This is a genomic window from Agrococcus sp. BE272, assembly GCF_031457935.1.
Lineage (GTDB): Bacteria > Actinomycetota > Actinomycetes > Actinomycetales > Microbacteriaceae > Agrococcus > Agrococcus sediminis.
The window spans coordinates 346945-372306 of record NZ_JAVDXL010000001.1 but is presented as its reverse complement, the minus strand read 5'-3'; the positions used below and the strand labels follow the sequence as shown (position 1 = coordinate 372306).

22 protein-coding genes and 2 tRNA genes are annotated in these 25362 nt (G+C 72.6%); 14 read left to right on the top strand and 10 right to left on the bottom strand.

Annotated elements, in window-relative coordinates:
* Positions 1-36 precede the first annotated feature (36 nt).
* The 5 genes from J2X49_RS01740 (at position 37) to J2X49_RS01720 (ending at position 8455) form a co-directional block, all read left to right on the top strand.
* A complete protein-coding gene (locus tag J2X49_RS01740; RefSeq protein WP_310121792.1) occupies positions 37-708 on the top strand; it encodes an iron dependent repressor, metal binding and dimerization domain protein in 672 nt (223 codons plus the stop codon).
* A gap of 145 nt (positions 709-853) precedes the next feature.
* On the top strand, positions 854-1651 hold the full coding sequence (locus J2X49_RS01735) for a C40 family peptidase (protein WP_310121790.1): 798 nt from the start codon (positions 854-856) through the stop codon (positions 1649-1651).
* A gap of 99 nt (positions 1652-1750) precedes the next feature.
* Positions 1751-2536 (top strand): NlpC/P60 family protein, encoded by a 786-nt coding sequence (locus J2X49_RS01730; protein WP_310121787.1) that lies wholly within the window; start codon positions 1751-1753, stop codon positions 2534-2536.
* Between the two features lie 247 nt (positions 2537-2783).
* Positions 2784-5177, top strand: coding sequence for a heavy metal translocating P-type ATPase (locus J2X49_RS01725; protein WP_310121785.1), 2394 nt, complete (start codon positions 2784-2786; stop codon positions 5175-5177).
* A 116-nt stretch (positions 5178-5293) separates the two neighbouring features.
* Positions 5294-8455 carry an HAD-IA family hydrolase gene (locus J2X49_RS01720; RefSeq protein WP_310121782.1) on the top strand — a complete coding sequence of 1054 codons (3162 nt, stop codon included), beginning with the start codon at positions 5294-5296 and terminating at the stop codon, positions 8453-8455.
* Positions 8456-8471: 16 nt separating this feature from the next.
* Here the strand turns inward: J2X49_RS01720 and J2X49_RS01715 are convergent, their stop codons facing one another.
* From J2X49_RS01715 to J2X49_RS01705, 3 genes are all read right to left on the bottom strand, one after another.
* Complete coding sequence (locus J2X49_RS01715; protein ID WP_310121780.1) at positions 8472-9332, bottom strand: F510_1955 family glycosylhydrolase; 861 nt, start codon at positions 9330-9332, stop codon at positions 8472-8474.
* Between the two features lie 97 nt (positions 9333-9429).
* Positions 9430-10032 (bottom strand): DUF305 domain-containing protein, encoded by a 603-nt coding sequence (locus tag J2X49_RS01710; RefSeq protein WP_310121775.1) that lies wholly within the window; start codon positions 10030-10032, stop codon positions 9430-9432.
* 97 nt (positions 10033-10129) lie between these two features.
* Positions 10130-10528 carry a DUF6153 family protein gene (locus J2X49_RS01705; RefSeq protein ID WP_310121773.1) on the bottom strand — a complete coding sequence of 133 codons (399 nt, stop codon included), beginning with the start codon at positions 10526-10528 and terminating at the stop codon, positions 10130-10132.
* Between the two features lie 98 nt (positions 10529-10626).
* Here J2X49_RS01705 and J2X49_RS01700 point away from each other — a divergent pair.
* Together J2X49_RS01700 and J2X49_RS01695 are read left to right on the top strand one after the other, a co-directional pair.
* A tRNA-Arg gene (locus J2X49_RS01700) sits at positions 10627-10698 on the top strand.
* 43 nt (positions 10699-10741) lie between these two features.
* A complete protein-coding gene (locus J2X49_RS01695) occupies positions 10742-11809 on the top strand; it encodes a peptidoglycan bridge formation glycyltransferase FemA/FemB family protein (RefSeq protein ID WP_310121771.1) in 1068 nt (355 codons plus the stop codon).
* A gap of 79 nt (positions 11810-11888) precedes the next feature.
* Here the strand turns inward: J2X49_RS01695 and J2X49_RS01690 are convergent, their stop codons facing one another.
* Positions 11889-12299 carry a four-helix bundle copper-binding protein gene (locus tag J2X49_RS01690; RefSeq protein WP_310121768.1) on the bottom strand — a complete coding sequence of 137 codons (411 nt, stop codon included), beginning with the start codon at positions 12297-12299 and terminating at the stop codon, positions 11889-11891.
* A 91-nt stretch (positions 12300-12390) separates the two neighbouring features.
* Positions 12391-12882 carry a DUF305 domain-containing protein gene (locus J2X49_RS01685; protein ID WP_310121766.1) on the bottom strand — a complete coding sequence of 164 codons (492 nt, stop codon included), beginning with the start codon at positions 12880-12882 and terminating at the stop codon, positions 12391-12393.
* 170 nt (positions 12883-13052) lie between these two features.
* Here J2X49_RS01685 and J2X49_RS01680 point away from each other — a divergent pair, with 170 nt between their 5' ends.
* Positions 13053-16904, top strand: coding sequence for an AAA family ATPase (locus J2X49_RS01680; protein ID WP_310121763.1), 3852 nt, complete (start codon positions 13053-13055; stop codon positions 16902-16904).
* Complete coding sequence (locus J2X49_RS01675; protein ID WP_310121760.1) at positions 16901-17212, top strand: hypothetical protein; 312 nt, start codon at positions 16901-16903, stop codon at positions 17210-17212. The genes J2X49_RS01680 and J2X49_RS01675 overlap by 4 nt, the downstream gene beginning before the upstream one ends.
* A 96-nt stretch (positions 17213-17308) precedes the next feature.
* On the opposite strand, the gene mscL is transcribed toward J2X49_RS01675, so the two are convergent.
* The 3 genes from mscL to J2X49_RS01660 are packed head-to-tail and all read right to left on the bottom strand — an operon-like array spanning position 17309 to position 18629.
* On the bottom strand, positions 17309-17716 hold the full coding sequence (mscL, locus tag J2X49_RS01670; protein WP_310121758.1) for a large conductance mechanosensitive channel protein MscL: 408 nt from the start codon (positions 17714-17716) through the stop codon (positions 17309-17311).
* Positions 17717-17755: 39 nt separating this feature from the next.
* Positions 17756-18028, bottom strand: coding sequence for an FmdB family zinc ribbon protein (locus tag J2X49_RS01665; RefSeq protein ID WP_310121756.1), 273 nt, complete (start codon positions 18026-18028; stop codon positions 17756-17758).
* Between the two features lie 10 nt (positions 18029-18038).
* Complete coding sequence (locus tag J2X49_RS01660; protein WP_310121754.1) at positions 18039-18629, bottom strand: 5-formyltetrahydrofolate cyclo-ligase; 591 nt, start codon at positions 18627-18629, stop codon at positions 18039-18041.
* 87 nt (positions 18630-18716) lie between these two features.
* Between J2X49_RS01660 and J2X49_RS01655 the strand changes: the two genes are divergently transcribed.
* The 5 genes from J2X49_RS01655 (at position 18717) to J2X49_RS01635 (ending at position 23124) form a co-directional block, all read left to right on the top strand.
* Positions 18717-19382: a GNAT family N-acetyltransferase gene (locus tag J2X49_RS01655; RefSeq protein WP_128188590.1), complete on the top strand. Its 666-nt coding sequence runs from the start codon at positions 18717-18719 to the stop codon at positions 19380-19382.
* A 57-nt stretch (positions 19383-19439) separates the two neighbouring features.
* Positions 19440-20645, top strand: a complete 1206-nt coding sequence (locus J2X49_RS01650) for a hypothetical protein (protein WP_310121747.1) — start codon at positions 19440-19442, stop codon at positions 20643-20645.
* Between the two features lie 54 nt (positions 20646-20699).
* Positions 20700-20775: transfer RNA gene (locus tag J2X49_RS01645), tRNA-Ala, on the top strand.
* 165 nt (positions 20776-20940) lie between these two features.
* Positions 20941-22215: a glycosyltransferase gene (locus tag J2X49_RS01640; RefSeq protein ID WP_310121745.1), complete on the top strand. Its 1275-nt coding sequence runs from the start codon at positions 20941-20943 to the stop codon at positions 22213-22215.
* Positions 22216-22284: 69 nt separating this feature from the next.
* A complete protein-coding gene (locus J2X49_RS01635; RefSeq protein WP_310121741.1) occupies positions 22285-23124 on the top strand; it encodes a phosphatase PAP2 family protein in 840 nt (279 codons plus the stop codon).
* A 30-nt stretch (positions 23125-23154) separates the two neighbouring features.
* On the opposite strand, the gene J2X49_RS01630 is transcribed toward J2X49_RS01635, so the two are convergent.
* Positions 23155-23751, bottom strand: a complete 597-nt coding sequence (locus J2X49_RS01630; RefSeq protein WP_310121739.1) for an NADPH-dependent FMN reductase — start codon at positions 23749-23751, stop codon at positions 23155-23157.
* A gap of 60 nt (positions 23752-23811) precedes the next feature.
* A complete protein-coding gene (locus tag J2X49_RS01625; protein WP_310121736.1) occupies positions 23812-25338 on the bottom strand; it encodes a hypothetical protein in 1527 nt (508 codons plus the stop codon).
* Positions 25339-25362 lie beyond the last annotated feature (24 nt).

Here is a 25362-nt window from a genome sequence, read left to right as displayed (position 1 = left end):
GGCTGGCGGACGGGGCGAAGGAAGCGGGAGCTGCGGGTGACGGATCTCGTCGACACGACAGAGATGTACCTCCGCACGATCCTCGATCTCGAGGAGGAGGGCATCACGCCCCTGCGCGCCCGCATCTCGGAGCGGCTGCACCACTCGGGCCCGACGGTGTCGCAGACGATCGCGCGCATGGAGCGCGACGGGCTCGTCGTCGTCGCGCCGGACCGCCACCTCGAGCTCACCGAGGAGGGCCGCGCGCTCGCGATCCGGGTGCTGCGCAAGCACCGCCTCGCCGAGCGGCTGCTCGCCGACGTCATCGGGCTCGACTGGAGCCTCGTGCACGACGAGGCGTGCCGCTGGGAGCACGTCATGAGCGAGCAGGTCGAGCGCCGGCTGCTCGCGCTGCTCGGCAACCCGCGCGAGTCGCCGTACGGCACGCCCATCCCGGGCCTCGCCGAGCTGGGGCTCGAGCCCGCCGAGGCGTTCCTCGCGGGCGTCGTGCCGGCGACGGATGCGCGGGGCGAGCACGTGGTGCGCAGGCTCGGGGAGCCGGTGCAGCACGACATCGAGGGGCTCGCCGAGCTGCAGGCCGCCGGCGTGGTCCCCGGCGCGCGCGTCGCCGTGACCGACGTCGGCGCGCGCATCCGCCTCTCCGTGGTCGGCGGCGCCGCGATCGACCTGCCCGTCGAGCTCGCGCAGCACGTCTACCTCGAGGCGTGACGTCCAGGCTTCGTCCAGGCCCCTCAGAGGCTCGCCGACGGGCGTGGACGGATTGTGACGGATTGGTAACGGTCGGCTAGTCTCGCCGCGTCAGCCCTGCACCCGTGGTGCGGGGATCTGCACGCATCTGGGGGAACACCGAAGCATGGATCAGCAGCACTCGACGGCCATCGCCGTCCCGATGGCCGGACGACCTGCTCCGAGGGAGCGCGCGCTCGCGCCGCTCCGCCGCGGCGTGAAGAGCGTCGGCGTGGTCAGCATCGCGGCCGCCCTCGTCGGGGCGCTGTCGCTGCCCGCGGCGGCCTTCGGGCCGCAGGGCGAGCAGTTCTCCGCCGACGAGCTCGCGAGCATCGTCGCCGAGAACTCGCAGACCGTCACCGTCGCCGCCGACGCGCGCGTCGACCTCGTCGCGCGGGAGGGCATCGCCGGCACGACCGCCGAGCAGCTCGCCGAGCTGCAGGAGGCCGCCGCCGCCGCCGAGGAGGCGCGCCAGGCCGAGCTGGCCGAGGCGCGCGAGCAAGCGGCGGAGGTCGCCTCCGCTGCGGCGACGGGCGGCGCGGCCGTCAGCACGTCTGCGGCGGCGAGCATCCCCGCCAACGGCTCGATCGCCGCGATCGCGCAGTCGCAGCTCGGCGTTCCCTACGTCTGGGGCGGCTCGAGCCCGGCCACGGGCTTCGACTGCTCCGGCTTCACGGTGTGGGTGTACGGGCAGGCAGGGCACTACCTGCCGCACTCGTCCAACGCGCAGGCCGGCTACGGCACACCCGTGCCCGCGTCGCAGGTCGCTCCCGGCGACCTGCTGGTGTGGAACGGGCACGTCGCGGTGTTCGTCGGGGGAGGGCAGATCGTGCATGCAGCGACGAGTGGCAAGCCGGTGAAGTACTCCAACTATGCGGCCATGCTCGCCGCGTTCGGCACGCCCGAGGTCCGCCGGTTCGGCTGACCTGCACGCCGGGTGACAAAACGATAACGATTTGGTAACGTGGGTCGGAGTGCCGCTTGTCGGTGCTTCGTTCCACCGAGATTTTTGGAGTATCAGCCTGTGACGACCTCAACCGAGATGACCGGCTTCGAGTCCACTGACAAGAAGCGCTTCACCCGCGCGTCGGTGGCGCGCAACGCCCGTCGTGTGGGCGTGATCGCTGTCGCTGCGGCACTCGCCACGCCCCTCGCCCTCCCCGCCTTCGCCTCGAGCTCCAATGTCGACGCCGCCGACTCGTACTCGGCCATCGTCGCCCAGGATGCCCAGTCGGTCTCGGGCATCGTGACGGCTGGTGGCCCTGGCCTGGAGGCCCGCCTCGACGTGCAGGCGACGACGGCCGAGGAGCTCGAGCAGATCCGCGCGGAGCTCGAGGCTGCGGCGCAGGCCGAGCTCGAGCAGCAGCAGGCTGCGCAGGAGCAGGCTGCGCAGGAGCAGCAGGCTGAGCAGGCAACGGCCGGGGCGACGACGGGATCCTCGTCCTCGTCTTCCAGCACGACCTCCGCTGCAGCCTCGGCCGGAGCGTCCGGGAGCGTCATCGCCAACGCTGCGCTCGCGCAGGTGGGCGTCTCGCAGGACTGCGTGCAGCTGGTGCGCAAGGCCATCGGTGCTGCCGGGCTCCCGTACTCGGGCATGGGCTCGCTGTTCAACCTCGGCCCGACCATCCCGATGTCGCAGGCCTCGCCCGGCGACGTGATCTACTACGCCGACGGAGGCGTCGGTCGTGCGCACATCGCCATCTACATCGGTGGTGGACAGGCCGTGCACGGCGGCTGGTCGGGCTACAACACGGTGGTCGCAGGCGTCAACATCGGCGGCACGGCACCGGTGTTCATCGACATCACCTGATCTTGCATCACGAAGCGCCCGCCCCCTCGGGGCGGGCGCTTCGTCGTGCAGCGCGGTGAGGACGAGCCTCGCGGTCCTCCGGGTGCCGCCCATGCAGCACAAGGAGGCCCTGCACGCGAGTCCGGAGCGCGGTTAGCATGGGCTCGGACGGGAGGTCGCCCATGTCCATGCGGCGCTCGGTGGTGCAGGACCGGCTCGGTCGCCGGATGCGACGCGTTGCGATCGACGCTGCTCCGCGACGGGCCGCATGACCACCGCGCCGAGCACCGTGGTCCTCGAGGTCAGCGGCGTGCACTGGGCGTCCTCGAAGTCCGTCGCTGAAGCTGCGCTGCGGCGCCGCCCGGGGGTCGTCGCAGTGGACGCCAACCCGGTCGCGCAGACCGCCAACGTCACCTACGACCCCCGCGTCACCACCGTCGGGCAGCTCCGCGACTGGGTGATCGAGTGCGGCTATCACTGCTCCGGGCAGTCCGTGCCGGACCACATCTGCGATCCAGCCTCCGCCGTGCACGACACGCACGGGGGGCCTTCCGCCCCGGTCGACGACGGCGGCCGAAAGCACGAGGCCGCAGCTTCCGCGCAGGATGCCATGGGACATGGAGGCCACCACGCCGGCATGTCCATGGAGGCGATGACGCGCGACATGCGCAATCGCTTCGTGGTCGCTGCGCTGCTCTCGATCCCCATCACGCTCTGGTCGCCCATCGGTCGGGAGGTGATGGGGTTCGCGGTCCCGGCCCCGTTCGGGCTTCGCGACGACGTCTTCGCGCTGATCCTCTCGCTGCCGGTGATCTTCTACGCCGCCTGGATCTTCTTCGACGGTGCTTGGCGAGCACTGCGTGAGCGGACCCTCGACATGATGGTCCTGGTGGCCGTCGGCGTGGGTGCGGGCTGGCTGTACAGCCTGGTGGTCACGCTCACGGGCGGCGGCGAGGTCTTCTACGAGGCGGCATCCGTGCTCGCGACCTTCGTGCTCCTCGGCCACTGGGTCGAGATGCGCGCCCGAGGCGGGGCGAACGACGCGATCCGCCGGCTGCTGGAGCTCGCGCCGCCACGGGCGGTCGTCATCCGAGACGGCGTCGAAGTGGAGGTCTCCACGTCCGAGGTCATGCCCGGAGACCTCATGCTGGTGCGGCCCGGGGCGAAGATCCCGACCGACGGCGACGTCGAGGAGGGCGTCTCCGAGGTCGACGAGTCGATGGTGACGGGCGAGTCCATGCCGGTGGGCAAGGAGCCCGGATCCGAGGTGATCGGAGCGACGGTGAACACCGTGGGCACGCTGCGGGTGCGTGCGACCAAGATCGGTGCCGATACAGCGCTGGCGCAGATCGTGCAGCTCGTGCAGCGGGCACAGAACTCCAAGGCGCCCGGGCAGCGACTCGCGGACCGTGCCGCGTTCTGGCTCGTGCTCGTCGCGCTCATCGGCGGCTCCGCCACCTTCTTGGCCTGGTGGCTGGCCGGCGCCGACGTGCCGATGGCAATCCTGTTCGCGATCACCGTCGTCGTGATCACGTGCCCCGATGCGCTCGGGCTCGCGACGCCGACCGCCATCATGGTCGGCACGGGGCTCGGCGCGAAGCGCGGGGTCCTGTTCAAGAACGCGACCGGCATCGAGACCGCCGCACGCATCGATGCGGTCGTCCTCGACAAGACGGGCACCCTCACGAAGGGCCAGCCGGAGGTCACCGACTACGTCCCCGTCGGAGGTGACGCTCTCGAGCTGCTGGGGCTGGTGGCGGCCGCGGAGCGGGAGTCGGAGCACCCCCTCGCCCGTGCAATCGTGGACTACGCGGATCGACGCGGCGCGCCTCGCCGCAGCGCCAGCGCCTTCCGCAACATCACCGGCCAAGGAGCGGTCGCGACGGTGGAGGGCCGGACGGTGGTGCTCGGGAGCACGCGGCTCCTCACGGCGGAGGGAGTCGACTTCGCGGCCATCGCGGCCCAGCACCGCGCGTTCGCCGAGGGCGGCCGGACTGCCATCATGTTCGCCGTGGACGGTCAGGCCGCCGGCCTGATCGCGCTCGCGGACGCGCCGCGCGAGACTGCCAGGGCATCCATCGATGCCCTGCACGACGCCGGGATCGAGGTGGTGATGCTGACCGGAGACAACCAGCCGACGGCCGAGCGGATCGCATCCCTGCTGGGCATCGACACGGTGATCGCAGAGGTGCTGCCCGAGGACAAGAGCGCACGCATCGCCGAGCTCCAAGCCGCGGGCAAGAAGGTGGCGATGGTGGGCGACGGCGTCAACGATGCTCCTGCGCTGGCGCAGGCGGACCTCGGGATCGCGATCGGTGCGGGCACCGACGTCGCGATCGAGACGGCCGACGTCGTCCTCATGCGCTCGGATCCGCTGGATGTGGCAGTCGCGCTGCGGATCGGCAAGGGCACGCTACGCAAGATGCGACAGAACCTCGGATGGGCGATCGGATACAACGCCATCGCGCTGCCCGTCGCCGCAGGCGTGTTCTACCCGGCGTTCGGGCTGATGCTGAGCCCGGAGATCGCGGCGATCAGCATGTCGGGCTCGAGCGTCATCGTCGCCGTCAACGCGCTGCTGCTGAAGCGGCTCAGCCTGCCCGCGCAGGCAGCGCCCGCCGCTGAGCAGGTCGCGGCCGCGCCCCAGGTGCCGCGGCGATGACGACGGCCTGATCGGCGGCAGGCGGCGAGCGCGCGGTGGACGCAGTATCGGAGTCACCGGACCGGTCGACGAGGACGGGAGCGCCTCGCCGACGCCGCGCGAGCGGCGCACACGGCATGGACGCGGTCTACGACGCCGTGCTGTTCGACATGGACGGCGTCGTCACGGATACCGCTGTCGTCCACGCGGCGGCCTGGAAGCGCCTCTTCGACGAGGTGCTGCAGGACCCGCGAGCGCGAGCCCGCGATCCGGAGCGCCGCTTCGACGCAGAGGCCGACTATCGGCGCTACGTCGATGGCCGCAGCCGCGAGGACGGCGTCGCCGCCTACCTGGGCGCTCGCGGCATCTCCCTGCAGGCCGGGCGCGTCGGTGACCCGCCCGATGCGTGGACGGTCGCAGGTCTCGCGGCACGCAAGGATGCGCTCTTCATCGGCGAGCTCAGGGGCCGCGGGCTGCGGGTGTACCCCGGCACGCTGGCGTTGCTGCGACGCCTGCGAGAGGCGGGGGTGCCAACCGGCCTGGTCACGGCCAGCCGCAATGCGCATGCGCTGCTGGCTGCAGCCGGCCTGTCGGGCGCCTTCGACACCGTCGTCGACGGCGAGATCGCGTTGGCCGATAGGTTAGCGGGCAAGCCGCACCCCGCGCTCTTCCTGGAGGCTGCCGCTCGATTGGGCGTCGCGCCGGCACGCGCCGCGCTGATCGAGGATTCGGTCGCCGGCGTGGAGGCGGGGCGGCGAGGCGGCTTCGGGCTCGTCGTCGGCATCGCGAGGTCCGGGCAGCGGGAGGAGCTCGAGGCTGCTGGGGCCGATGTCGTGCTGCTGGATGTGGCGCAGCTCGACCTGGGTGCACGCGCTGGGGGCACTTGGTCGCTCCTCTACGAAGGGTTCGATCGTGAGCACGAAGGGCATCGAGAAGCCCTCACGGCGCTCGGCAACGGCCGCTTCGCGACGAGGGGAGCCCTCCCCGAGCACCGCGACGACGGCGTCCACTATCCGGGCACCTACCTCGCGGGCGTCTACAACCGCGTGCTGAGCGCCGTTCACGGAAGAGAGATCGCGGAGGAGCACCTCGTCAATGCCCCGAACTGGCTCCGGGTTGACCTGCGGGTCGGTGGGGGGCGCTGGCTCTCCAGCGGCGCGCTCGTCGCCTCCGACCGGCGGGAGCTCGACTTGCGTCGCGCTGTCGCGGTGCGGCGAGCGACGCTCGTCGGACCCGAGGCCGGGACTGTGGACCTGGTGCAGCGCTGCTTCGTCTCCATGGACGATCCGCACGTGGCTGTCCTGGAGACCACCCTCGCTGCACGCGGCTGGAGCGGTCCGCTCGAGCTCCGGGCCGGGATCGATGCGGATGTGCGCAACACCAACGTGCAGGCATCCATCGGCACCGATGCGACGCACCTGTCGTCCGTGGCCTTCCGGGAGCTCGACGATGTGCTGCTGTGCGAGGCGCAGACCAGCCAGAGCCGTGTGGAGATCGCGACTGCCGTGCGATGGCGCATGACCGGAGCCGATGGAGTCGAGGTGCTCGACGTGCCGTCGGGAGCCCTCCGGCGTGTCAAGGAGTTCAGGCTGCGGCTGGACGACGGCCGCCCGGTCACGTTCACCACGCTCACCGCGATCTTCACCTCCCGCGACCGCGCGATCAGCGAGCCGGGCGAGGCCGCGCTCGGGCGGGTGCGCGGGCTCGGCGACGTCGCCGTGCTCCGCGAGCGCCATAGCGAGGCATGGCGGCGGCTGTGGGAGCTGTTCGAGGTATCGGTGGACGCCGACCGCCAGAGCCGGCTGATCCTCAACCTGCACGTCTTCCACATCCTGCAGACGCTCTCCCCGCACACCGCCGAGCTGGACGCGGGAGTGCCGGCGCGGGGCCTCCACGGGGAGGGCTATCGGGGGCACGTGTTCTGGGATGAGGTCTTCGTCATGCCCGTCGTCGCGCTGCGGCTCCCCGACCTGAGCCGGGCGCTGCTGGAGTATCGCTGGCGACGGCTCGGCACCGCGCGCGCCGCGGCATCGCGCGCCGGGCTGGATGGTGCGCTGTTCCCGTGGCAGAGCGGCAGCGACGGGCGAGAGGAGACTCCGACTGCGCTCTACAACCCCCGGTCGGAGCGATGGATGCCGGACAACTCCCATAGGCAGCGCCATGTCGGGCTCGCGATCGGATACAACGCGTGGCTGTACTTCCAGGCGACCGGCGACCGCGAGTGGCTCGCGGATCGCGGTGCCGAGCTGATCGTCGAGGTCGTGCGTCTGTTCGCCTCGCTCGCCCAGCACGACCCGCTCACCGATCGGTTCCACATCGACGGGGTGATGGGGCCCGACGAGTTCCACGACGGTCCTCCTGACCGGCCGGGGACGGGCCTTCGCGACAACGCGTACACCAATGTCCTCGTGTCCTGGCTCGCCGCTCGAGCCGCGCAGTCGTTCACGGTGCTGCGCGGTCACCTCGCAGACTCCGTCCGAGAGCGCCTGGCCGTCACGGACGCCGAGGTCGAGCGGTGGCGGCATCTCAGCAGGCGGCTCTCCCTCAGCTTCCATCGCGATGGCGTGCTGGCCCAGTTCGATGGCTATGAGCAGCTCGAGGAGCTGGACTGGGCGGGCTACCGCGAGCGCTACGGCAACATCGGCCGGCTCGACCTCATCCTCGAGTCCGAGGACGACAGCACCAACCGCTACAAGCTCTCCAAGCAGCCCGATGTCGTCATGCTGGTGCATCTCCTCGGCTGCGAGACGGTCTGCCGCCAGGTCTCGTCGCTCGGCTACGCGTTCTCCCAGGGAGATCTGCTGCGGACCATGGACTACTACGTCGCACGGACGTCGCACGGCTCCACCCTCAGCCGCGTCGTGCATGCCTCGGCCCTCGCGTCCATCGATCCCGCGAGATCGTGGAGCGCGTTCCGGGAAGCGCTCGTCGCCGACCTGGACGACGCGCAGGGCGGCACGACCAGAGAGGGCGTGCACCTGGGCGCGATGGCGGGCACCGTCGACATCCCCGTCCGCGCGTTCGCGGGCCTGATGCTCGAAGACGGTCTCCTGGCGCTCGAACCGAGACTGCCGCCGCGCCTGTCGCGTCTCGCGTTCCGGATCCGGTTCCGGGGCCATCTGCTGGATGTCGCGGTCGAGCCCGACCGTGCCACGCTGCGCTCGCACGCGGGAACCGCTCCGCCCATCCGAGTGCGGGTTGCAGGGGTCGTAGCGCCGCTCGAAGCCGGCCAGGCTCGCGAGTTCTCGTACGGCGTCGGGCGCGACAGCTCCGACGCGGTGAAGCCGCAACCCGCGTGAGCGTCGGCGTCCGAGCCTAGCCGGCGGGACGGATGACTTCGACGCCGCTCGCATCGATGCGCACCAGGCCGCGGTCGTCGACGAGCAGCATCGAGCCTCCCTCACCGACGGCGAGCGTCTGCAGCGCTCCGCTGAAGCGCTCGCCGCTCGCCCAGCCGCCGCCCTCCTGCGCGCGCCAGAGCAGGCCGTCGACGCCTGCGCCGACCAGCGTGCCGTCGGCACCGGCGGCGATCTGGAACAGCAGCGGCGCGTCGGGCACCGGAGCGAACGTCGCAGCACCGTCGACGCTGACCTGCAGGCCGTCCTCGGTCGCCGCGTAGAGCTCGTCGCTCCCGCCGACGGCGAGGTCGGCGGCTGCCAGCTCCGCGCCTGCGGTCCAGGTGGTGCCGGCATCGCTGCTCGCCTGCACGCCGGGCGACGATGAGCCGATCCCGAAGAGGCTGCCGTCGGGTCCGCCGGTCAGCACGTGGAAGTCCTCGACGCCCGTCCGCGCGACAGGCTCCCACGTCGCTCCTCCGTCGACGCTGCGCACGATGCCCAGGTTGGGAGCGCCGAGCTCGGGAGACGTCGCGGCACCCGGATGCCCTGAGGCGAAGAGGGTGGCACCGGCGACGGTGAAGCCCATGGCGTCGAAGTCCTCGCCTCCGAGGGGCCCCTCCGCCTTGCCGGCGGAGTCGACGCGGTAGACGCCTGCGTGGGTGGCGACGAGGATGTCGGGGTCGCCCGGGAGCACGCCGATGCCGTGGACGTGTGCGAACGGATCGTCGTGCAGCGGAGCTGGGGCTGCTGCGTCCGGAGCGGGCTCCTGGGCGCATCCGGAGAGCAGGAGCGCGAGCACAGGGATGGCGAGCAGTGCTCGCGAGCGAGGGGTCTTCATCGTCGGCGCCTCCATAGCTGTCGAACCGGGGGTCGGGTGGGTGCCGGCATGGGGAGGCTCGGGCGCGCAGCCGCAGGCCTCCCCATGCCGGTCCGGGTCAGAGCTGCTCGAGCAGCTCCTGCATCGTCTCGATCTCCGAGGTCTGGTCCTCGATCACCTGCTCGGCCAGGGAGACCGCTTCCGCGTTCTGCCCCGTCTCCACCTGCACCTCGGCCATCTCCACGGCTCCTTCGTGGTGCACGACCATCTGCTCCAGGAACAGGCGGCTCGCCTCTGCGCCCTCGGCATCCTCGAGCTGGCGCATGTCGTCATCGGTCATCATGCCGTCGCCGTGATCCATGCCGCCCATAGAGCTGTCCTCGTACTCGACGCCCCATGCCTCGAGCCAACCCCGCATCGTCTCGATCTCGGGTCCCTGTGCGTCCTTGATCTGCTGCGCGAGATCTGCGACGCGCGGGTCGGCACCGTCCTTCGCGAGAAGGACGTCGGCCATCTCGACCGCCTGCTCGTGGTGGGGGATCATCATGGTGGCGAACATCTCGTCGGCGGCGTTGAAGTCCGCTACGGCTGCGCCCGAGGCGCTGGGCACGGGACTCTGCGAGGGGCTGGCGGTTCCGTCCTGGGCCGCGCACCCAGCGAGGAGGATGGCGGAGGCGACGACGCCGGAGACGATGGTCATGGTGCGGAAGTGCTTGTGCATGGCAATGCTGTCCTTCGATCAGGTTGGCTGGTGATGGCTTCAGCGCCGCGCAGGGCGCGGCGGTGCACCGGACGCATCCGGGGCACTGCAGAGCCCATCAGGTCCGGCTGATCGAGAGCAGGGTCAGCGAAGGCGGGCGAGGACGCGGCAGGGCTCGCGGCGCTCGTTCGAGGGTTGCCCCGGCGCGCGTCCACGGAGCGGAGTGGAGGTGACCACGACGCGGCGCGTGCAGCACCACGAGGCCGACCAGGAGGGCGAGCACGCATGCCATGAGCGCCATCGAGTGCTCCGGCGACGGCGACGCGCACTCGCACTCGGCTTCTTCATGGTGCTCCGCGGCGGGAGCCGCAGCCGAGGCGATGACCGGATCGTGGCTGTCGTGCCCGCTGAGGGTGTGCATCCCCAACAGGCCGATGATCAGGGCGGCGGCGATCAGGGCCGCGGACCGGAGGCGCCGCGAGATCGATCGCCTGGCATCGATCCAGCTGACCCGCACGTGCGCCCCCTCTCCTGGTCAAGCCTAGTCACGAGGCAGCAGCCGTCCCTCCCCGCGGCTCGGGGACCGCTCCGACGGCGCTAGAATCGGCGAGCCTGGCCTCTGTAGCTCAATGGAAGAGCATCTCCGTCCTAAGGAGCTGGTTGGGGGTTCGAGTCCCTCCAGGGGCACCGCGGTGCATCCGCACCGAAGACACCCATCGAGAGCGAGCGCATGAGCATCACCGCTGCGGCCGAGCCGAGGCCTGCGAAGGCCACCGACGGGGCCGCGTGGGACGCGCAGGTGCTCGAGGGGCAGCCGCGCGCCCACTACATGCAGTCGGATGCGTGGGCCCGCACTCGTGAGGAGAGCCCGTGGCGGGCGCTCCGCGACGTCGTGGCCGTGCCGGTGGCCGGCGGCGGGGAGCGCCAGCTGCCGATCCAGCTCTTCGAGCGCAGCGCGCCGCTCGCGGGCCGCATCCTCTTCCTGCCGCGCGTCGCCGGCATCGATGCCGCCGCGGTCGACGCGATCACCGCCCGCGCCAAGGCCTACCCCAAGCGCTGGTTCGGCCTCAAGATGGAGACCTTCCAGGCGGAGGATCCCGAACTCATCGCCGCGTTCGAGCGCAACGGCTGGGTGCGGGCGGCCTCGAGCCAGTACCAGCACGCCGTCGCCGTCGACCTCACCGGCTCGCTCGACGAGGTCGCCGCCCGCTTCAAGAAGCGCGCCCGCAACTCCTACCGCGCCGCCGAGAACAAGTTCGGCGTGACGGTCGAGAAGGTCGCGATGACGCCCGAGCACGAGGCCGAGATGCACCGGCTCATCGGCGAGACGAAGGAGCGCTCGGGCGGCTACTTCCGCCACCCCGAGTACTTCCAGCGCATCTGGGACGTCTACAAGACCGTCGGCCAGGGCCACTTCTACGTCGCGCACTACCAGGGCGAGGTGCAGTCGATGGCGTTCGTCATGCGCTTCGGCGACACGGCCTGGTACAAGGACGCCGGCAGCATCCGCGAGAACGCGAAGATCTTCGCGCCCTACCTCATGCAGTGGAAGATCATGCAGGACCTGCACGCGCAGGGCGTCACGCTCTACGAGCTCGCGAACATCCCCGACCCGGCCGAGTGGGAGACGAGCGACATCCGCGGCCTCTACACCTTCAAGACCGCCTGGGCGCCGGAGCCGGTCAAGTACATGCCCACCTTCGAGCTGCCGCTCACCGGCCGCTACGCGCTGTGGCAGAAGGCGGGCCGCTGGCTGCGCGCCGTCTACACGCGCCGCACGGGCGACGCCTGGTTCTGAGCGGCACGGCTCGTCCCGAAGCCTGCGCCCGACTGCCCTGGCGCGTCCAGGAAGACCCGCCAGGGCAGTCGGGACGTGCTCAGCCGAGCGACGCGAGCAGATCGGCGCAGGCGGCCTCGCACCGCCGGCACGCCTCGGCGCACACTCGGCAGTGCTCATGCATGTCGGCATGGCGCTCGCACTCGTCCGCGCACGCCTTGCACGCGGCCTGACAGGCCTCGAGCACCGCGCGCGTGACGGCGGCGTCGGCGCCGGTGCGCCGCGAGAGGATGCGGCCGGTCGCCTCGCACACATCCGCGCAGTCGAGGTTCGTGCGGATGCAGGCGGTCAGGTCTGCGACCATGTCCTCCGCCAGGCACGCGTCGGCGCACGCCGTGCAGGTCTGGGCGCACTCGAAGCATGCCTCGATGCATGCGGCGAGCTTGTCCCGGTCGACGCCTCCGAGGTCCTTGGGATAGGTGTCGAGCATCGACATGACGTGGTGGGTCATCGTTCTCTCTCCTTCTTCCGGTTCGGCTGCGACGGTCGCAGCCTGTCCGTCCGGTCCCGCGGCGCAGCTCGCGCCGCGGGACCGGACGACGTCAGTAGCGCTCGAGGATCCGCTCCATCTGCGCGATCTCCTCCTGCTGCGCTTCGACGATGTCGTCGCACAGCTGCACGATCTCGGGGTCGGTGATGTCGGACTCCTGGCACACGAGGATCGCCCGCGAGTGGTGCGGGATCATCGACTCCAGGAAGCCCTTGTCCCCGACGAAGGCCTCGCTCCTCCCCATCAGCAGCGCGACGACGAACAAGGCAGCGAACCCGACGACCATGGCGATGTTCGCCTTCTTGCTCGGGAACATCGACCACATGCCGATCGTCATGACGATCCCCATCGCCGCGACCATGATGAGCGCCATGTAGAAGTTGCTGATGTTGAAGGTGAAGTGCCCGAGCTCGCGGATCATCGACATCGAGAGCACCCACATCACCCCGAGGCTGACGAGCAGGATGGCGCCGAACTTCAGGTACATCTTCCCTGTCTGGTTGCCCGACGACTCGGTCTCGTGCTGTCCCTCTGCGTGTGTCATGGTGCCCTCCCGAGTGTCGATGCGATCTCGTGGGTCGGTGAGCGTGCACCCGCCGGTCCACGTGGGCCATGCAACGTCACCCACCTTGGAGGCGGCTCCATGCCACGGGCCGGCGCTGATCGGCGGTGTGGCACCCGCGCGGCTCCCGGCCGCGTGGCTATCGTGACGGTGTGCGTGAAGACGAGACCGAGATCCGGGGCGACGGGCCCGTCGACGAGGTGACGCACGAGAGGGCGGGCGCCCGCGGCGCCGCCGTCGACCGCGCAGCGCTGACCGACGCGGAGGCCGTGGCCGACGCCGCCGAGGACGCGATCCTCGACGCCCACGACGCCCCCGAGCCCGGCCCCGACCGCAGCCTCGCCCCCGAGCCGGCCGCCGCCGAGCCGGCGCCGCGCGTGCGCCGGCGCGAGGGGGAGTGGCAGGCGTGGGCGGATGCGCTCCGGCGCGTGGGCGGGCGGAGCCCGCTGACCGACTTCATCGACACCACCGCGACCCGCGTCGAGCTCTCGACGACGCATCCGGGCGGCCTCGCCCAGTTCATCACCGGCCGGCCGACCGCGCTGTCGAGCCTCATCCGCGACGACCTCGCGCTCCGCGCCGCCCGCTCGGCTGCCGCGGCGATCGCCTCGAAGGGCATCGAGCTCGCGGCCGCCCGCTCGATCGACGCCGTGCACCTCGGCATCGGCATGGCGCGGTTCCCGCACGCCGACGCCGGCGGCGGCCGCGGCGAGGTCTACGGCCCGGTGCTGCTGCGCCCGCTCGTCGTGCGACGCCGCGGGCGCGACTTCGAGCTGCAGCTGCTCGGCCGGCCCTTCGTCAACCCGCGCATCGCGAGCATCCTGCGCGGCCACCACGGCGTGCGGCTCGACGAGCGGCAGCTGATCGAGCTCGGCTCCGGCGAGGGCACCTTCACGCCCAACGCCGTGCTCGACGCGCTGCGCCAGGCGGCGGCGCACGTGCCCGGCTTCACCGTCGAGGCGCGACTGCTCGCCTCGACGTTCGCCGACGTCGGCGAGCCGATGGCCGCCGACCTGCAGCAGCAGCCGCACGACGTGCTCGACGCGGTGCGCGGCGACGAGCAGGCCGCGTGGCGCGTGCGCGAGGGCCGCGCGGGCGTCGACGAGACGCCGCAGGACAGCCGCGACCCCGAGGTCGACCGGCTCGTGCTCGACGCCGACGCCGAGCAGGACGCGGTGATCGCCGAAGCGGCCGCCGGCAACTCGCTCGTCGTCGAGGCGCTGCCCGGCACGGGCCTCACGCAGACGATCGTCAACGTCATCGCCGCGCTCGTCGGCGACGACCGCCGCGTGCTCGTCGTCAGCCCCCGCCGAGCGACGCTGCGCGACATCGGCGACCGGCTCGCGAGCACGAAGCTCGAGTCGCTCGCCGTCTCGGAGGCGACGCTCCGGCGCGACCTCATCGGCGCGATCCGCCGCATCGAGCAGTCCGAGCGCCCCGACACCGGCGAGATCGACGAGGCGATGCTGCGCCTGCGGAAGGTGCTGCTCGACTACCGCGCCGCGCTGCAGCGGGTCGACCCGAAGCTGCAGGTGTCGGTGCTCGACGCGCTCAAGGAGCTCTCGCGGCTCGCGATGCTGCCGACGCCGCCGTCGACGCGCGCGCGGCTGAGCGAGCAGGCGACGGTCGCGCTCGCGACCGACCGGCCTCGCGTGGCGGCGACGATGCGGAAGGCCGCGGCCTTGGGGCAGTTCCGCTACGGGCCGAGCGACACGCCCTGGTACGGGGCCTCCTTCGACTCCTCGGGCGACGCATCCGCCGCCCTCGCCGACTCGCAGGCGCTCGCCGGCTCGGCGACGACCGGGCCGGGCACCTCCGGCGGCGACCTCGAGGCGCTGCTCACCGAGGCGCGCCGCGTGATCGGCGACACGAAGCTGCGGCCCGCGGCGACGCTCGCCGAGCTCGGCATCCAGGTCGCGCTGCTCACCGATGTGCGGGCCACGCTCGACGTCATGACGCCGTCGCTCTACGACCGCCCGCTCGGCGAGCTCATCACCGCGACGGGCCCACGCCGCGAGGCGATCCAGTCGCTCGGCGCGATGCAGCGCCGGCGGCTCAAGAAGCTCGCCGAGGAGTACATCCGCCCCGGCAGCCACGTGCCCGACCTGCACGACGTGCTCGTCGCCGCGCAGCAGCAGCGGCGGCTGTGGGCGAAGTTCGCGCCCGACGGCTCGATCCCGTCGGTGCCCGCGGGCCTCGCCGCGCTCGACGCGCGCCTGCGCGACGTCGTCGTGCGGCTCGACCGCCTCGACGCGGCCCTCAAGCCCGAGGTGCGCAGCGTCGACCTGCCGATCGAGGAGCTCGAGGCGCGCATCGCCGAGCTCGCGGCTCCGAGCGACGCGCTGCAGAACATCCAGGAGCGGGCCGAGCTGATGAGCTCGGTCGAGCGCCTCGGCCTCGACGCGCTGCTGACCGACTTCGCCGACCGGCACGTCGCCGACGACCAGGTCGAGCACGAGCTCGACCTCGCGTGGTGGCAGTCGGCGCTGCAGTCGATGCTCGGCCGGGAGCGGGCGCTGCTGCGCGGCAACACCGACGTGCTGCGCCGCCTCGAGCAGGACTTCGCGCTCGTCGACGAGGCGCACGTCGACGCGTCGAGCGCGCGCCTCGCGCACCAGGTCGCGCAGGGCTGGCGGCTCGCGGTCGACGACCACCCGGACGAGGCGGATGCGCTGCGTCGCCTCATCAAGGCCGGTCCCGTCGACGCCGACGAGCTGCAGCGCCTCGCGCCGCACCTCACGCGCTCGGTGGCGCCCGTGTGGCTCGCCTCGCCGTACGACCTGCACCGGGTGCCCAAGCGCATCCCCTTCGACGCCGTGATCATCGCCGACGCCGGCGCCATCACGATCGCCGAGGCCGCTGGCGCCATCAGCCGCGCGCGGCAGGTGATCGCGCTCGGCGACTCGGCGACGCAGACGCCCGCGCCGTTCGACGTGGGCATCTCGACCCTCGGCATCCGCCCGAGCGAGGAGCTCGCGACGCCCGACGAGCTGCACGCCGAGTCGGCGCTGTCGCGGCTCGGGCAGGTGCTGCCGACGCTGCACCTGACCCGCTCGTACCGCACGGGCGGCGCCGACCTCGTCGCGGCCGTGAACGAGCGCTTCTACGAGGGCCGCATCGAGGCGCTGCCGTGGGCGGGCGCCTACCTCGGCCACGCCTCGCTCACCGCCTCGATCGTGCACGGCGCCCACGGGCTGCCCGAGCAGGGCGCGGCGACGGTCGAGAGCCCCGACGCCGAGGTCGACCGCGTCGTGCAGCTCGTCACGCAGCACGCGCGCTCGCGGCCGCAGGAGTCGCTCATGGTGGTGACCGCCAACGAGAAGCACGAGGTGCGCATCCAGCAGGCGGTCATGGCGGCGCTCGCGTCGTCGAACCAGCTGACCGACTTCGTGGTCGCCGACCGCGAGGAGCCGTTCGTCATCGTCGACGTCACGCACGCGAGCGCGCTCAGCCGCGACCGGGTGATCTTCTCGGTCGGCTACGGCCGCACGAAGCACGGCCGCAACGTCGACTTCGGCACGCTGGGGCAGCCGGGCGGCGAGCGCCTGCTCGCCGTGGCGATGACCCGCGCCCGCAAGGCGCTGCAGATCGTCACGTCGTTCGACGCGGCCGAGCTCGACCCCGAGCGGCTCGCGCACGGCGCGGCGATGCTGCGCGAGATCCTGCTCGACATCGCGGCAGAGGATCGCGCGCCGACGTTCTTCGGCGGCGACCCGCTCATGGTCGACCTCGCGACGCGGCTGCGCCGCCGGGGCCTCCGCGCCGACGTCTCCTACGACGACCAGCTGCCGCTCGTGGTGGCGAACGGCGGCATCTGCGCCGCGATCGAGGCCGACCACGACGACGGCGACCGCACGCTGCGCGAGGCGCTGCGGCTGCGGCCCGAGGTGCTGCGCCGGTTCGGCTGGCACACGATGCGCGTGCACGCCTTCGAGCTGTTCACCGACCCCGAGGGCGTCGCCGACCGCATCGCCGAGCTCGTCGGGGCGGATGCGTCGTCGTGACGCAGGAGGGCGGCCCGGCCGACCGTCCGTCGACCGGCTCCGCGGGCACTGGGCCGGATAGTCCGGTCGGCGAGACGCAGAGCCGGTCGAGCGACGGCATCGCGAGCGAGGCCGGCGCAGCGGATGCGGCGGAGGCCGCGGATGCGGCGGAGCCGCAGCCCGCGCCGCTCGTCATCCGCCGCCTCGGCAGGCGCGTCTCGACCGAGCCGTCGCCCGGGTACACGGGCGAGCCTCTGCTTGAGCGGCGGCAGCAGTCGAGCGAGAACGACGAGCAGCTGCGTCGTGACGTCCCGCCCCACTGGGGCTGACGCATCCGCCCGTCCTCCGCGTCGCAGATGCAGGGTCAGCGGCTGCCAGGGCGGCCCGATGGGAGCCGCTGGCCCTGCACCTGAGGATGCAGGGCGTCAGCCGCGCGGCGTGGAGCCGGGCGCGGCGCCCGGCGCCTGCTGCGCGCGCAGCAGGTCGCGGATGTCCTGCAGCACGTCGACGTCGGTCTCGGCCGGCTCCTCGGGCGAGACGCCGCGGCGGCGGTCCTGGCGCTCCTTGAGCTTCGCCATCGGCAGAACGAGCACGAAGTAGACGACGGCGGCGATGACGAGGAAGTTGATGATGGCCGCGATGAGCAGGCCGATCTTGAAGATGCCGACCGTCGCTCCGGCGAGGTCGTCCGCGTTGAAGGCCTGCGCCAGCAGTGGGTTGATGATCGCCTCGGTGAACGCGCCGACGATGGCCGTGAACGCCGTGCCGATGACGACGGCGACCGCGAGCTCGACGACGTTGCCTTGCATCAGGAACTTCTTGAAGCCCTCCATGGGGTCCTCCTCTGTGTGGGTGCGGGGAACCCGGCGCGGTCAGGTGGCCGAGCCGGCGCCGCCCGACGACGGAGTCGTCGATGCGGACGTCTTCGCCGTACCGGGCTGGGGGGATCCGGAGGCGGGTGCGCTCTTCGCGCGCGAGTCGGTGCGGTAGAAGCCGGAGCCGTTGAAGGTGACGCCGATGGTGCCGAACTGCTTCCGCAGCGCGCCGCCGCAGACCTCGCAGACGGTCAGCGACGGCTCGTCGAAGCTCTGGCGCGCATCGAAGGCGTGGCCGCAGGCGGTGCAGGCGTAGGCGTAGACGGGCACGGGGCGCTCCTCAGGACGTGTGGTGGATGCCGGACTGCGTGACGACGCCGTCGACCGGCTGGTCGTAGGCCGCGTGCGGCACGGAGTCGAACAGCTCCTCGTCGTGCACGACGGCATAGACCGGAGGACATTCTGCCATCGCGGCGATGGTCTTGTCGAAGAATCCGCGGCCGCCGCCGAGGCGCGAGCCGTCGCGGCCGACCGCCGTCGCGGGCACGAGCATGAGGTCGACCTCGTCGAGCGCGGTCGGCGGGAGGGCGTCGGCGGTGGGCTCGGGCATGCCGAGCGTGGCCTCGACGGTCTCGGTGCCGTCGTGCTCGGCCCAGTCGAGCAGGCCGTCGGGCCGGATGACCGGCAGCAGCACGCGGATGCCCTGGGTGTCGGCCCAGCGGAGGAAGGCGCGCGTGTCGGGCTCCTCCGGGAGCGAGAGGTAGGCCGAGATCGTGCGGGCGCCGAGCGCGCGGGTGAGCGCCTGCAGGTTGGCGGCGAGGCGGTCGGCGCGCTCGGCGGCGAACGCCGCGCCGCGCTCGGCCCGCTCGGTGCGCAGGCGTCGGCGCAGGGCGCGCTTGGCCTCCTCGACGTCGTGCTCCGGGTCGCTCACGCCCCGGAATCTAGCGCTTGCCGGTGAACGGGCCTCCGTCCCGCGCCGCCCAGCCCGAGGGTGCGCAGACGCTCTAGGCTCGACAGCGTGTTCGACAGCGCGCCCCGCCTCTCGCACGGGGCCGTCACCGTGCGGGGCATCCGCATGCGCGACGCGAAGACCCTCGAGGGCGAGCTGCTCGCCAATCGGCCCTGGCTCGAGCGCTGGGAGGCGACGCTGCCGGGCACGCGCCCGAGCGGCCGCTTCGACACCCGCTCGTCGATCCGCTCGCTGCTCGAGAGCGACCGCGACGGCAGCGGCCTCGCCTTCGCGATCGAGGTCGACGGCGAGTTCGCCGGCCAGCTGAACGTCGCCAACATCTCCGGCGGCGCGCTCGCCTCCTCGACGCTCGGCTACTGGATCGCGCGCCGCTTCGCGGGCCGCGGCGCGACGACCACGGCGGTCGCGCTCGTCACCGATCACCTCATGCTCGGCATGGGCCTCCACCGCGTCGAGATCTGCATCCGGCCCGAGAACGTCGCGAGCCTGCGCGTGGTCGAGAAGCTCGGCTTCCGCTACGAGGGCTGCCGCCGCCGCTACATCCACATCGACGGCGACTGGCGCGACCACCTGTGCTTCGCGCTCGTGCGCGAGGAGCTCGCCGAGCCGCTCCTGCAGCGCTTCGAGGCCGGTCGGGTGCCGCCGTTCGACCGCTCGGTCTACCCCGTGCCGGTCGGCGGCGACCCGCGCGCGGGAAGTTCGCCCCGCGCCTGATCGAACCGCCGCGCGCCCTCCCGTGATCGGGTGCGCCGCGCCACTACCGTGCAGGACATGCCAGAGTTCGCAGGTCTCGGGACGACCCTCATCCTCATCGTCGCCGTCGTGCTCTGGGTCGTCTACCTCGTGCCCGTGTGGACGCGGAAGCGTGAGTACCTGGCGACCGAGCGCAACGCCATCCGGCTGCAGCAGACGCTCCGCATCATGGCCGAGTCGGCCGAGTCGCCGGAGGAGGTGCGGCTCGAGGCCGACGCGCGCACCATCGCCGTGCAGCAGCGCGCGGTCGCGAAGGAGGCCCGCCTCAAGCAGGCGATGGAGCACGCGAAGGCTGTCGCCCGCGCCCGCGAGCTCGACGAGCAGATCAAGGCGGTGGAGCGCGAGGTGCGCGCCACCGTGAAGTCGTCGGTGTCGCGCGCGCAGCGGCTGCGCCGCACGCGCCTGGCGTGCTTCGCGCTCGTGCTCGTCGCGGTCGCCGCGATGGTCGTGGGCGCCGCGGTGCCGGGCATGCAGGTGCTGCTCGCGGTCGGCGGCGCGGTCGCCGTGCTCGGCGCTGCCGGACTCGTCGCGGTGAACGCGTCGTCGGCGCGCATGCGACGGGTCGCCGAGGCCACGGCGCCGCACGTGCGAACGCTCGTCGAGGCGCGGCAGGTCGCGGCCGAGGCGGTCGCGTCGGAGGCGCGCATGGCCGAGCAGGTCGTGGCGCGGCAGGCGTCGCGCACGGGCGAGGCGCCGCGGGTCGCCGCCGCCACGCCGGCCGCGCTCCGCACCGACGAGGTGCTGGCCTCGCGCGCATGGTCGCCGCAGCCGCTGCCCGAGCCGCGGGCGCGGGTGCAGTACCAGGCGCCGTCGCCGAGCGACGACCTGCTGCGGCGGGCGCGCCAGCAGCTGGCCGAGGACCGCAAGGCGATCTCCGGCCCGCTCGCGCGCGTCACGCGGCTCGAGCCGAGCTTCGAGGAGATCGTCACCGGCGAGCTCGCCCAGGTGCCGACCGAGACCGAGCGGCGCATGGCGCCGACCGCGCCCGCGGTGCCGATCCGCGAGGTGCAGCTGGACGCCGCGATCGGCGCGGCCGAGTCGCTCGACGTCGTGCGGTCGGATGCGCCGCTCGAGACGCAGGAGGACGAGCACGCGATCCGTCGCGAGGCTCCGGCCCGCCGCCCGGCGCCCGCAGGCGGCTCCCGATTCGCCGCCATGGGGCTCGTCGACGACGACCTCGACGGGCTCGACGTGCACGCCGCGTTCGCCCGCCGGGTCGTCTGAGCCGTCGGCCCGATTTCGCCGCTGGGGCGGGTGTCGGGTACTCTGAACCGGTCCGGGCCCGTGGCGCAGTTGGTAGCGCGTCTCGTTCGCAATGAGAAGGTCGGGGGTTCGATTCCCCCCGGGTCCACCACCAGCCGAGAGCCCCGCCCCCAGGCGGGGCTCTCGCCGTCTCGGAGGACGTGCCGCGGCCGCCGGTGCCACGCCCGCGAAGCCGCCGCGCCCGCAGGCGCAGGGTACCTATAACAGTGTTCCACTAATACCCTCAATCGGGTCGTCGCGGGCGTATCGTGCGAAGGTGGCGCACCTGCTCGTGACTGCGATGCCGTTCGCCGGACACGTCCGGCCGATGACGGCGATCGCCGCCGCGCTGCTGGCGCGGGGGCACCGGGTGACCGCCTACACGGGCGACCGCCACGTCGAGGCGTTCGACCGGCTCGGCTGCGAGACCCTCGTCTGGCGCGACGCGCTCGACTTCGACGAGCACCGCCTCGCCGAGGCGTTCCCCGGCGTCGCCCCTCCGGGGCCGCTCGGCACGCTCGCGAACCTCGGCGAGCTCTTCATCGGCACGGCGCCCGGCCAGGTGGGCGACATCCGCGCGGCGCACGAGCGCACGCCGTTCGACGCGCTGGTCGGCGACGTGATGGCCGTCGGCACCGGCCTCGCCGCCGAGCTGCTCGGGCTGCCGTGGGCGAGCGTGTCGCTCATGCCGCTCACGATGCGCAGCCGCGACCTGCCGCCGCCGGGGCTCGCGATGCAGCCGGCGCGCACCTGGTCGGCCCGGGCGCGCGACCGCTTCGTGCGCGCGCTCGGACGCAGGGCATCCGGCCCCCTCGACCGCTCGCTGCGCGCCGCCCGTGCCGAGTTCGGGCTGGGTGAGGGCCGCTCGTTCGACGAGGCGCTCTACTCGCCGCGGCTCGTGCTCGCGACGGGTGCGCCGTCGCTCGAGTACGACCCAGGCCACCTGCCCGCCTCGGTGCGGTTCGTCGGCTGGCTGCAGCCCGAGACCGGGCCGCTCGCGCCGCCGCCGCTCTGGGCCGAGACCCTCGCGGACGAGCCGCGCCAGGTCGTGTTCGTCACGCAGGGCACGGTCGACACCGAGCCGACCGCGCTGCTGCTGCCGACGATCGACGCGCTCGCCCAGGTGCCGGTGCGCGTCATCGGCACGACCGCCGGGCACGCGATCGACCGCGAGGTGCCCGCGAACGCGCGGCTGGTCGACTTCGTGCCGTACTCGGCGGTCGTGCCGCACAGCGACGTCGGGGTGACGAACGGCGGATGGGGCGGCGTGCTCGAGATGCTCGCGTGCGGCGTGCCGCTCGTCGTGGCGGGCGGCTCGGCCGACAAGCCCGAGGTCGCCGCGCGCGTCGCGTGGTCGGGAGCCGGCATCGACCTGCGCACCGGGCGGCCCCGGCCCCCGCGCGTGCTCGCAGCGGTGCGCAAGGTGCTGCGCGAGCCGCGCTACCGCACACGCGCCCGCCAGATCGCCGAGGAGTTCGCGGCGCTCGGCGGCGCGGCGCGGGCGGCCGAGCTCGTCGAGTCGCTGCTCGTGCCCACGCCGATGTCCGACTGACGCCGCCTGCCTGCGCGCATCCTCAGCCGCGCGCGAGAGGATCGTCGCCACGATCGGGACGGGGTGGGCATGGACGACGACGCGCGACCGGAGCAGGGACCGGCGGGGGAGGTGCGCCGCGACCGCTACGTGGGCGGGCGCGACCTCACGCACTGGACGACGCGCGTCGGTCGCGTGGTGGCGCGGCTCGTCGAGCAGATCGGGCGCAGGCTAGGCCCCCACGCCGCGCTGCTGCTGACGCTCGCGATCGGCCTGGCGGTCGCGGCCGGGCTCGCCGCGGGCGGTGCGGAGGTGTACGAGGCGGTCACCGACGAGGACGGCCTCGCCAACCTCGACATGCCCATCACGGCGTGGTTCGCCGACTGGCGGCCCGGGTGGTTCGGGCCGGCGGTGACGGCCTACACGGATGTCGCGGGCGTCATCGGCATGCCCGTGCTGGCGATCGCGGTGATGCTCCTCCTCGCGATCCGCCGCCGCTCGTGGACGCCGGTCATCCTCATGCTGTCGGCGGGCCTCGGCTCGCTGCTCATGACCATCGTCGCGAAGGGCTTCATCGGCCGCTCGCGGCCGCCGCTCGAGCTCGCGGTGCCGCCGTACGAGCACTCCGCCTCGTTCCCGAGCGGGCACACGCTCAACGCGACCGTGATCGCCGGCATCGTCGCGTACCTCATCGTGCTGCGGCTCGAGCGCCGCTGGCAGCGGGTGCTCACGATCGCGGTCGCCGCGGTGTTCGCGATCACGATCGGGCTGAGCCGCGTGGTGCTCGGCCACCACTGGCTCACCGACGTGGTCGCGGCGTGGGCGCTCGGGGCGGCGTGGCTCGTGCTCGTGATCACGGCGCACCGCCTCTACCTGACCGTCAGGCGCGCATCCGTCGAGCCCGACGGCGAGGCCGTGCCGGCGCCGTAGGGCTGGCCCGGCCTCGCGCGGCGGCGCCGCTCAGGCCTGCTGCTGCGGCACCACCGTCAGCACGCGGCGCACGAAGTCGTCGTACGCCTGCATGTAGGTGCTGAGGAACTCCTTCGTCGACGCGACGGTGACGTCGTCGTCGTCGTCGACGAGGCCGTCGGGGTACTGCACGTACGCCTCGATGTCGTTCATCATCGGGGCGTTGCAGAACGACAGGATCGTCTTCAGGTGCTGCTGGCCGACGGCCGTGCCGATGCCGCCGGGCGAGGCGCCGATGACGCCCACGGGCTTGCGCGTCAGGGCGTTCTCGCCGTACGGGCGCGACGCCCAGTCGATCGCGTTCTTGAGCGCGCCGGGGATCGAGCGGTTGTACTCGGGCGTGACGATGAGGATGCCGTCGGCGGCGAGGATCGCCTCCTTGAAGGCGGTCGCCTCGGGCGGGTACGCGTCGTCGCGATCGCGGTCGTAGAGGGCGAGCTGGTCGATCTCGATGAAGGAGCACTCGAGGTCGGCGGGCGCGAGCTTCATGAGCGCGCGGGCGAGGCGGCGGTTGATCGACGAGGCGGCGATGCTGCCGCAGATGACGCCGATCGTGTACGGGGGCTCGTGGCTGTAGGTCTCAGGCATGGCTCCACCCTGCACCCGCTTCCTGGATGCGTCGAGAGGGAGGGGCGGATGCGCGGGGCGCTACCGGGCGGCGAGCGCCCCGGTCTCCGAGATGGCGCGGTAGACCTCGGCCGCGACCCGCTGCTCCTTGGGGAGCGACAGCGCCGCGGTGAGGAGGCGCCGGGAGCTGAGCACCGGTGCGGGGATCGTCGCGAGGTCGTACTCGCTGTAGCCGCTGCCGCCCCACTTGGTCATGCGGTGCTCCCAGTGGAAGAAGTCGTAGAAGTCGTAGCCTCGCAGGGCGTCGTCGGAGAAGTCGGTGAAGTCCATCCAGCGGGCCAGCTCGTCGTGCAGCTCGGAGTCGTGCTGGAACGGCGATGCGGCGTACTTCGCGGCGAGCAGCTGCGGGGTGAGCTCGCGCACCGAGGTGTCCTTCCACATGCCGGTGACGATGGCGCCGCCGACCCCGAAGATCGTGGCCGCCCGCGCGGGCGCGTGCAGGTAGAGCGCGCCGGCGAGGTTGGCGTAGCGCTGCCAGGTGGGGAAGGTGGCGCGGTAGAGGCGCGACATTTCGGAGGTCGGCTTCAGGATGGGCACGTCGAGCCCGATGTGGGGCAGCCCGGCGGCGGCGGAGAGCCGCCCGGCGGTGAGGAAGTCGGCGTAGGTGCTCTTCGAGGCGACGTGGAACGGGTGGTAGGTGAGCGTCAGCGCACCCGCCCGCTGCAGGTCGACGAGCCCGGCCTCGAGCACGGCCCGCGAGTCACGGCCCGCGGTCAGCGACAGCACGGTGACGGGCGCGACCGAGATCCAGTTGCGCACCTGCTGTCGCAGGTCGTCCCGGAACCGCGCCGACGCATCCGCCGTGCTCAGCTCGACGCGGTCGGCGAGCGGGAAGAAGCGCTCGTTCGAGACGGTCGAGCCCTCGACGGTGAGCCGCCCGTTGGCGTAGAGCTGCCCGACCTCGTCGTGCGGCGTGATGAGACCCGGCAGCCAGCGGCCGGCGGGGGAGCGGTAGTGCGGGTGCTCGAGCACCCAGCGCATGCGGCTGCTGTCGAGCCCGCCGGCGATGTCGGCGAGGATCGCGCTGTGCGAGGCGAGCGCGACGCCCGCCGCGGAGCGGTGCCAGTAGAGCGAGCGGGTGGCGAGCGGGTCGCCCCAGGCGTCGAGCCGCTCGCCCCGGGCGACGAGCACGACGTAGCGGCCCGAGAGCCAGGCGATCGTCTCGTCGAGCGCGCGCGTCTGCGCGGCCGAGTCGGGATGCGCGGTGACCGCGCGCAGGATGCGCTCGGCCACGCGGTCGCGGGTCTTCGGGCCGCCGTCGTCGAACGCCTGCCCGAGCACGAGCACCTCGGCGCGCTCGGAGCGCGCAACCTGCCGGTCGAGCACGGGGTCGACGCGCACGTGCCAGGGCCCGACCGCGTCGTGCTCCCACGTCTCGACGGGCGCGTGGGTCGTTGGGCCGCGTGTGACGAGGAAGCCCTTGGCGAAGAGGTTCTTGTAGCCCCAGATCTTGTACGCGGGGCGCAGCTGCTGCTCGCGTCGGCGGAACGCCTGCATCGCCAGGCGCTGCCGGCGCTCGTGGCGGTCGCCGAGCAGCGCTTCCAGCATCGTCGGGCTCCCGTGGTCGGCGTC

Bases quoted from the DNA above. Each gene is read 5' to 3' on its own strand.
- J2X49_RS01695 (WP_310121771.1), top strand. From the start codon at position 10,742: ATGAGCATCACCGCTGCGGCCGAGCCGAGGCCTGCGAAGGCCACCGAC.
- J2X49_RS01625 (WP_310121736.1), bottom strand. From the start codon at position 25,338: ATGCTGGAAGCGCTGCTCGGCGACCGCCACGAGCGCCGGCAGCGCCTG.
- J2X49_RS01715 (WP_310121780.1), bottom strand. From the start codon at position 9,332: ATGAAGACCCCTCGCTCGCGAGCACTGCTCGCCATCCCTGTGCTCGCG.
- J2X49_RS01630 (WP_310121739.1), bottom strand. From the start codon at position 23,751: ATGCCTGAGACCTACAGCCACGAGCCCCCGTACACGATCGGCGTCATC.
- J2X49_RS01725 (WP_310121785.1), top strand. From the start codon at position 2,784: ATGACCACCGCGCCGAGCACCGTGGTCCTCGAGGTCAGCGGCGTGCAC.
- J2X49_RS01685 (WP_310121766.1), bottom strand. From the start codon at position 12,882: ATGACACACGCAGAGGGACAGCACGAGACCGAGTCGTCGGGCAACCAG.
- mscL (WP_310121758.1), bottom strand. From the start codon at position 17,716: ATGGAGGGCTTCAAGAAGTTCCTGATGCAAGGCAACGTCGTCGAGCTC.
- J2X49_RS01650 (WP_310121747.1), top strand. From the start codon at position 19,440: ATGCCAGAGTTCGCAGGTCTCGGGACGACCCTCATCCTCATCGTCGCC.
- J2X49_RS01735 (WP_310121790.1), top strand. From the start codon at position 854: ATGGATCAGCAGCACTCGACGGCCATCGCCGTCCCGATGGCCGGACGA.
- J2X49_RS01635 (WP_310121741.1), top strand. From the start codon at position 22,285: ATGGACGACGACGCGCGACCGGAGCAGGGACCGGCGGGGGAGGTGCGC.
- J2X49_RS01690 (WP_310121768.1), bottom strand. From the start codon at position 12,299: ATGACCCACCACGTCATGTCGATGCTCGACACCTATCCCAAGGACCTC.
- J2X49_RS01720 (WP_310121782.1), top strand. From the start codon at position 5,294: ATGGACGCGGTCTACGACGCCGTGCTGTTCGACATGGACGGCGTCGTC.
- J2X49_RS01710 (WP_310121775.1), bottom strand. From the start codon at position 10,032: ATGCACAAGCACTTCCGCACCATGACCATCGTCTCCGGCGTCGTCGCC.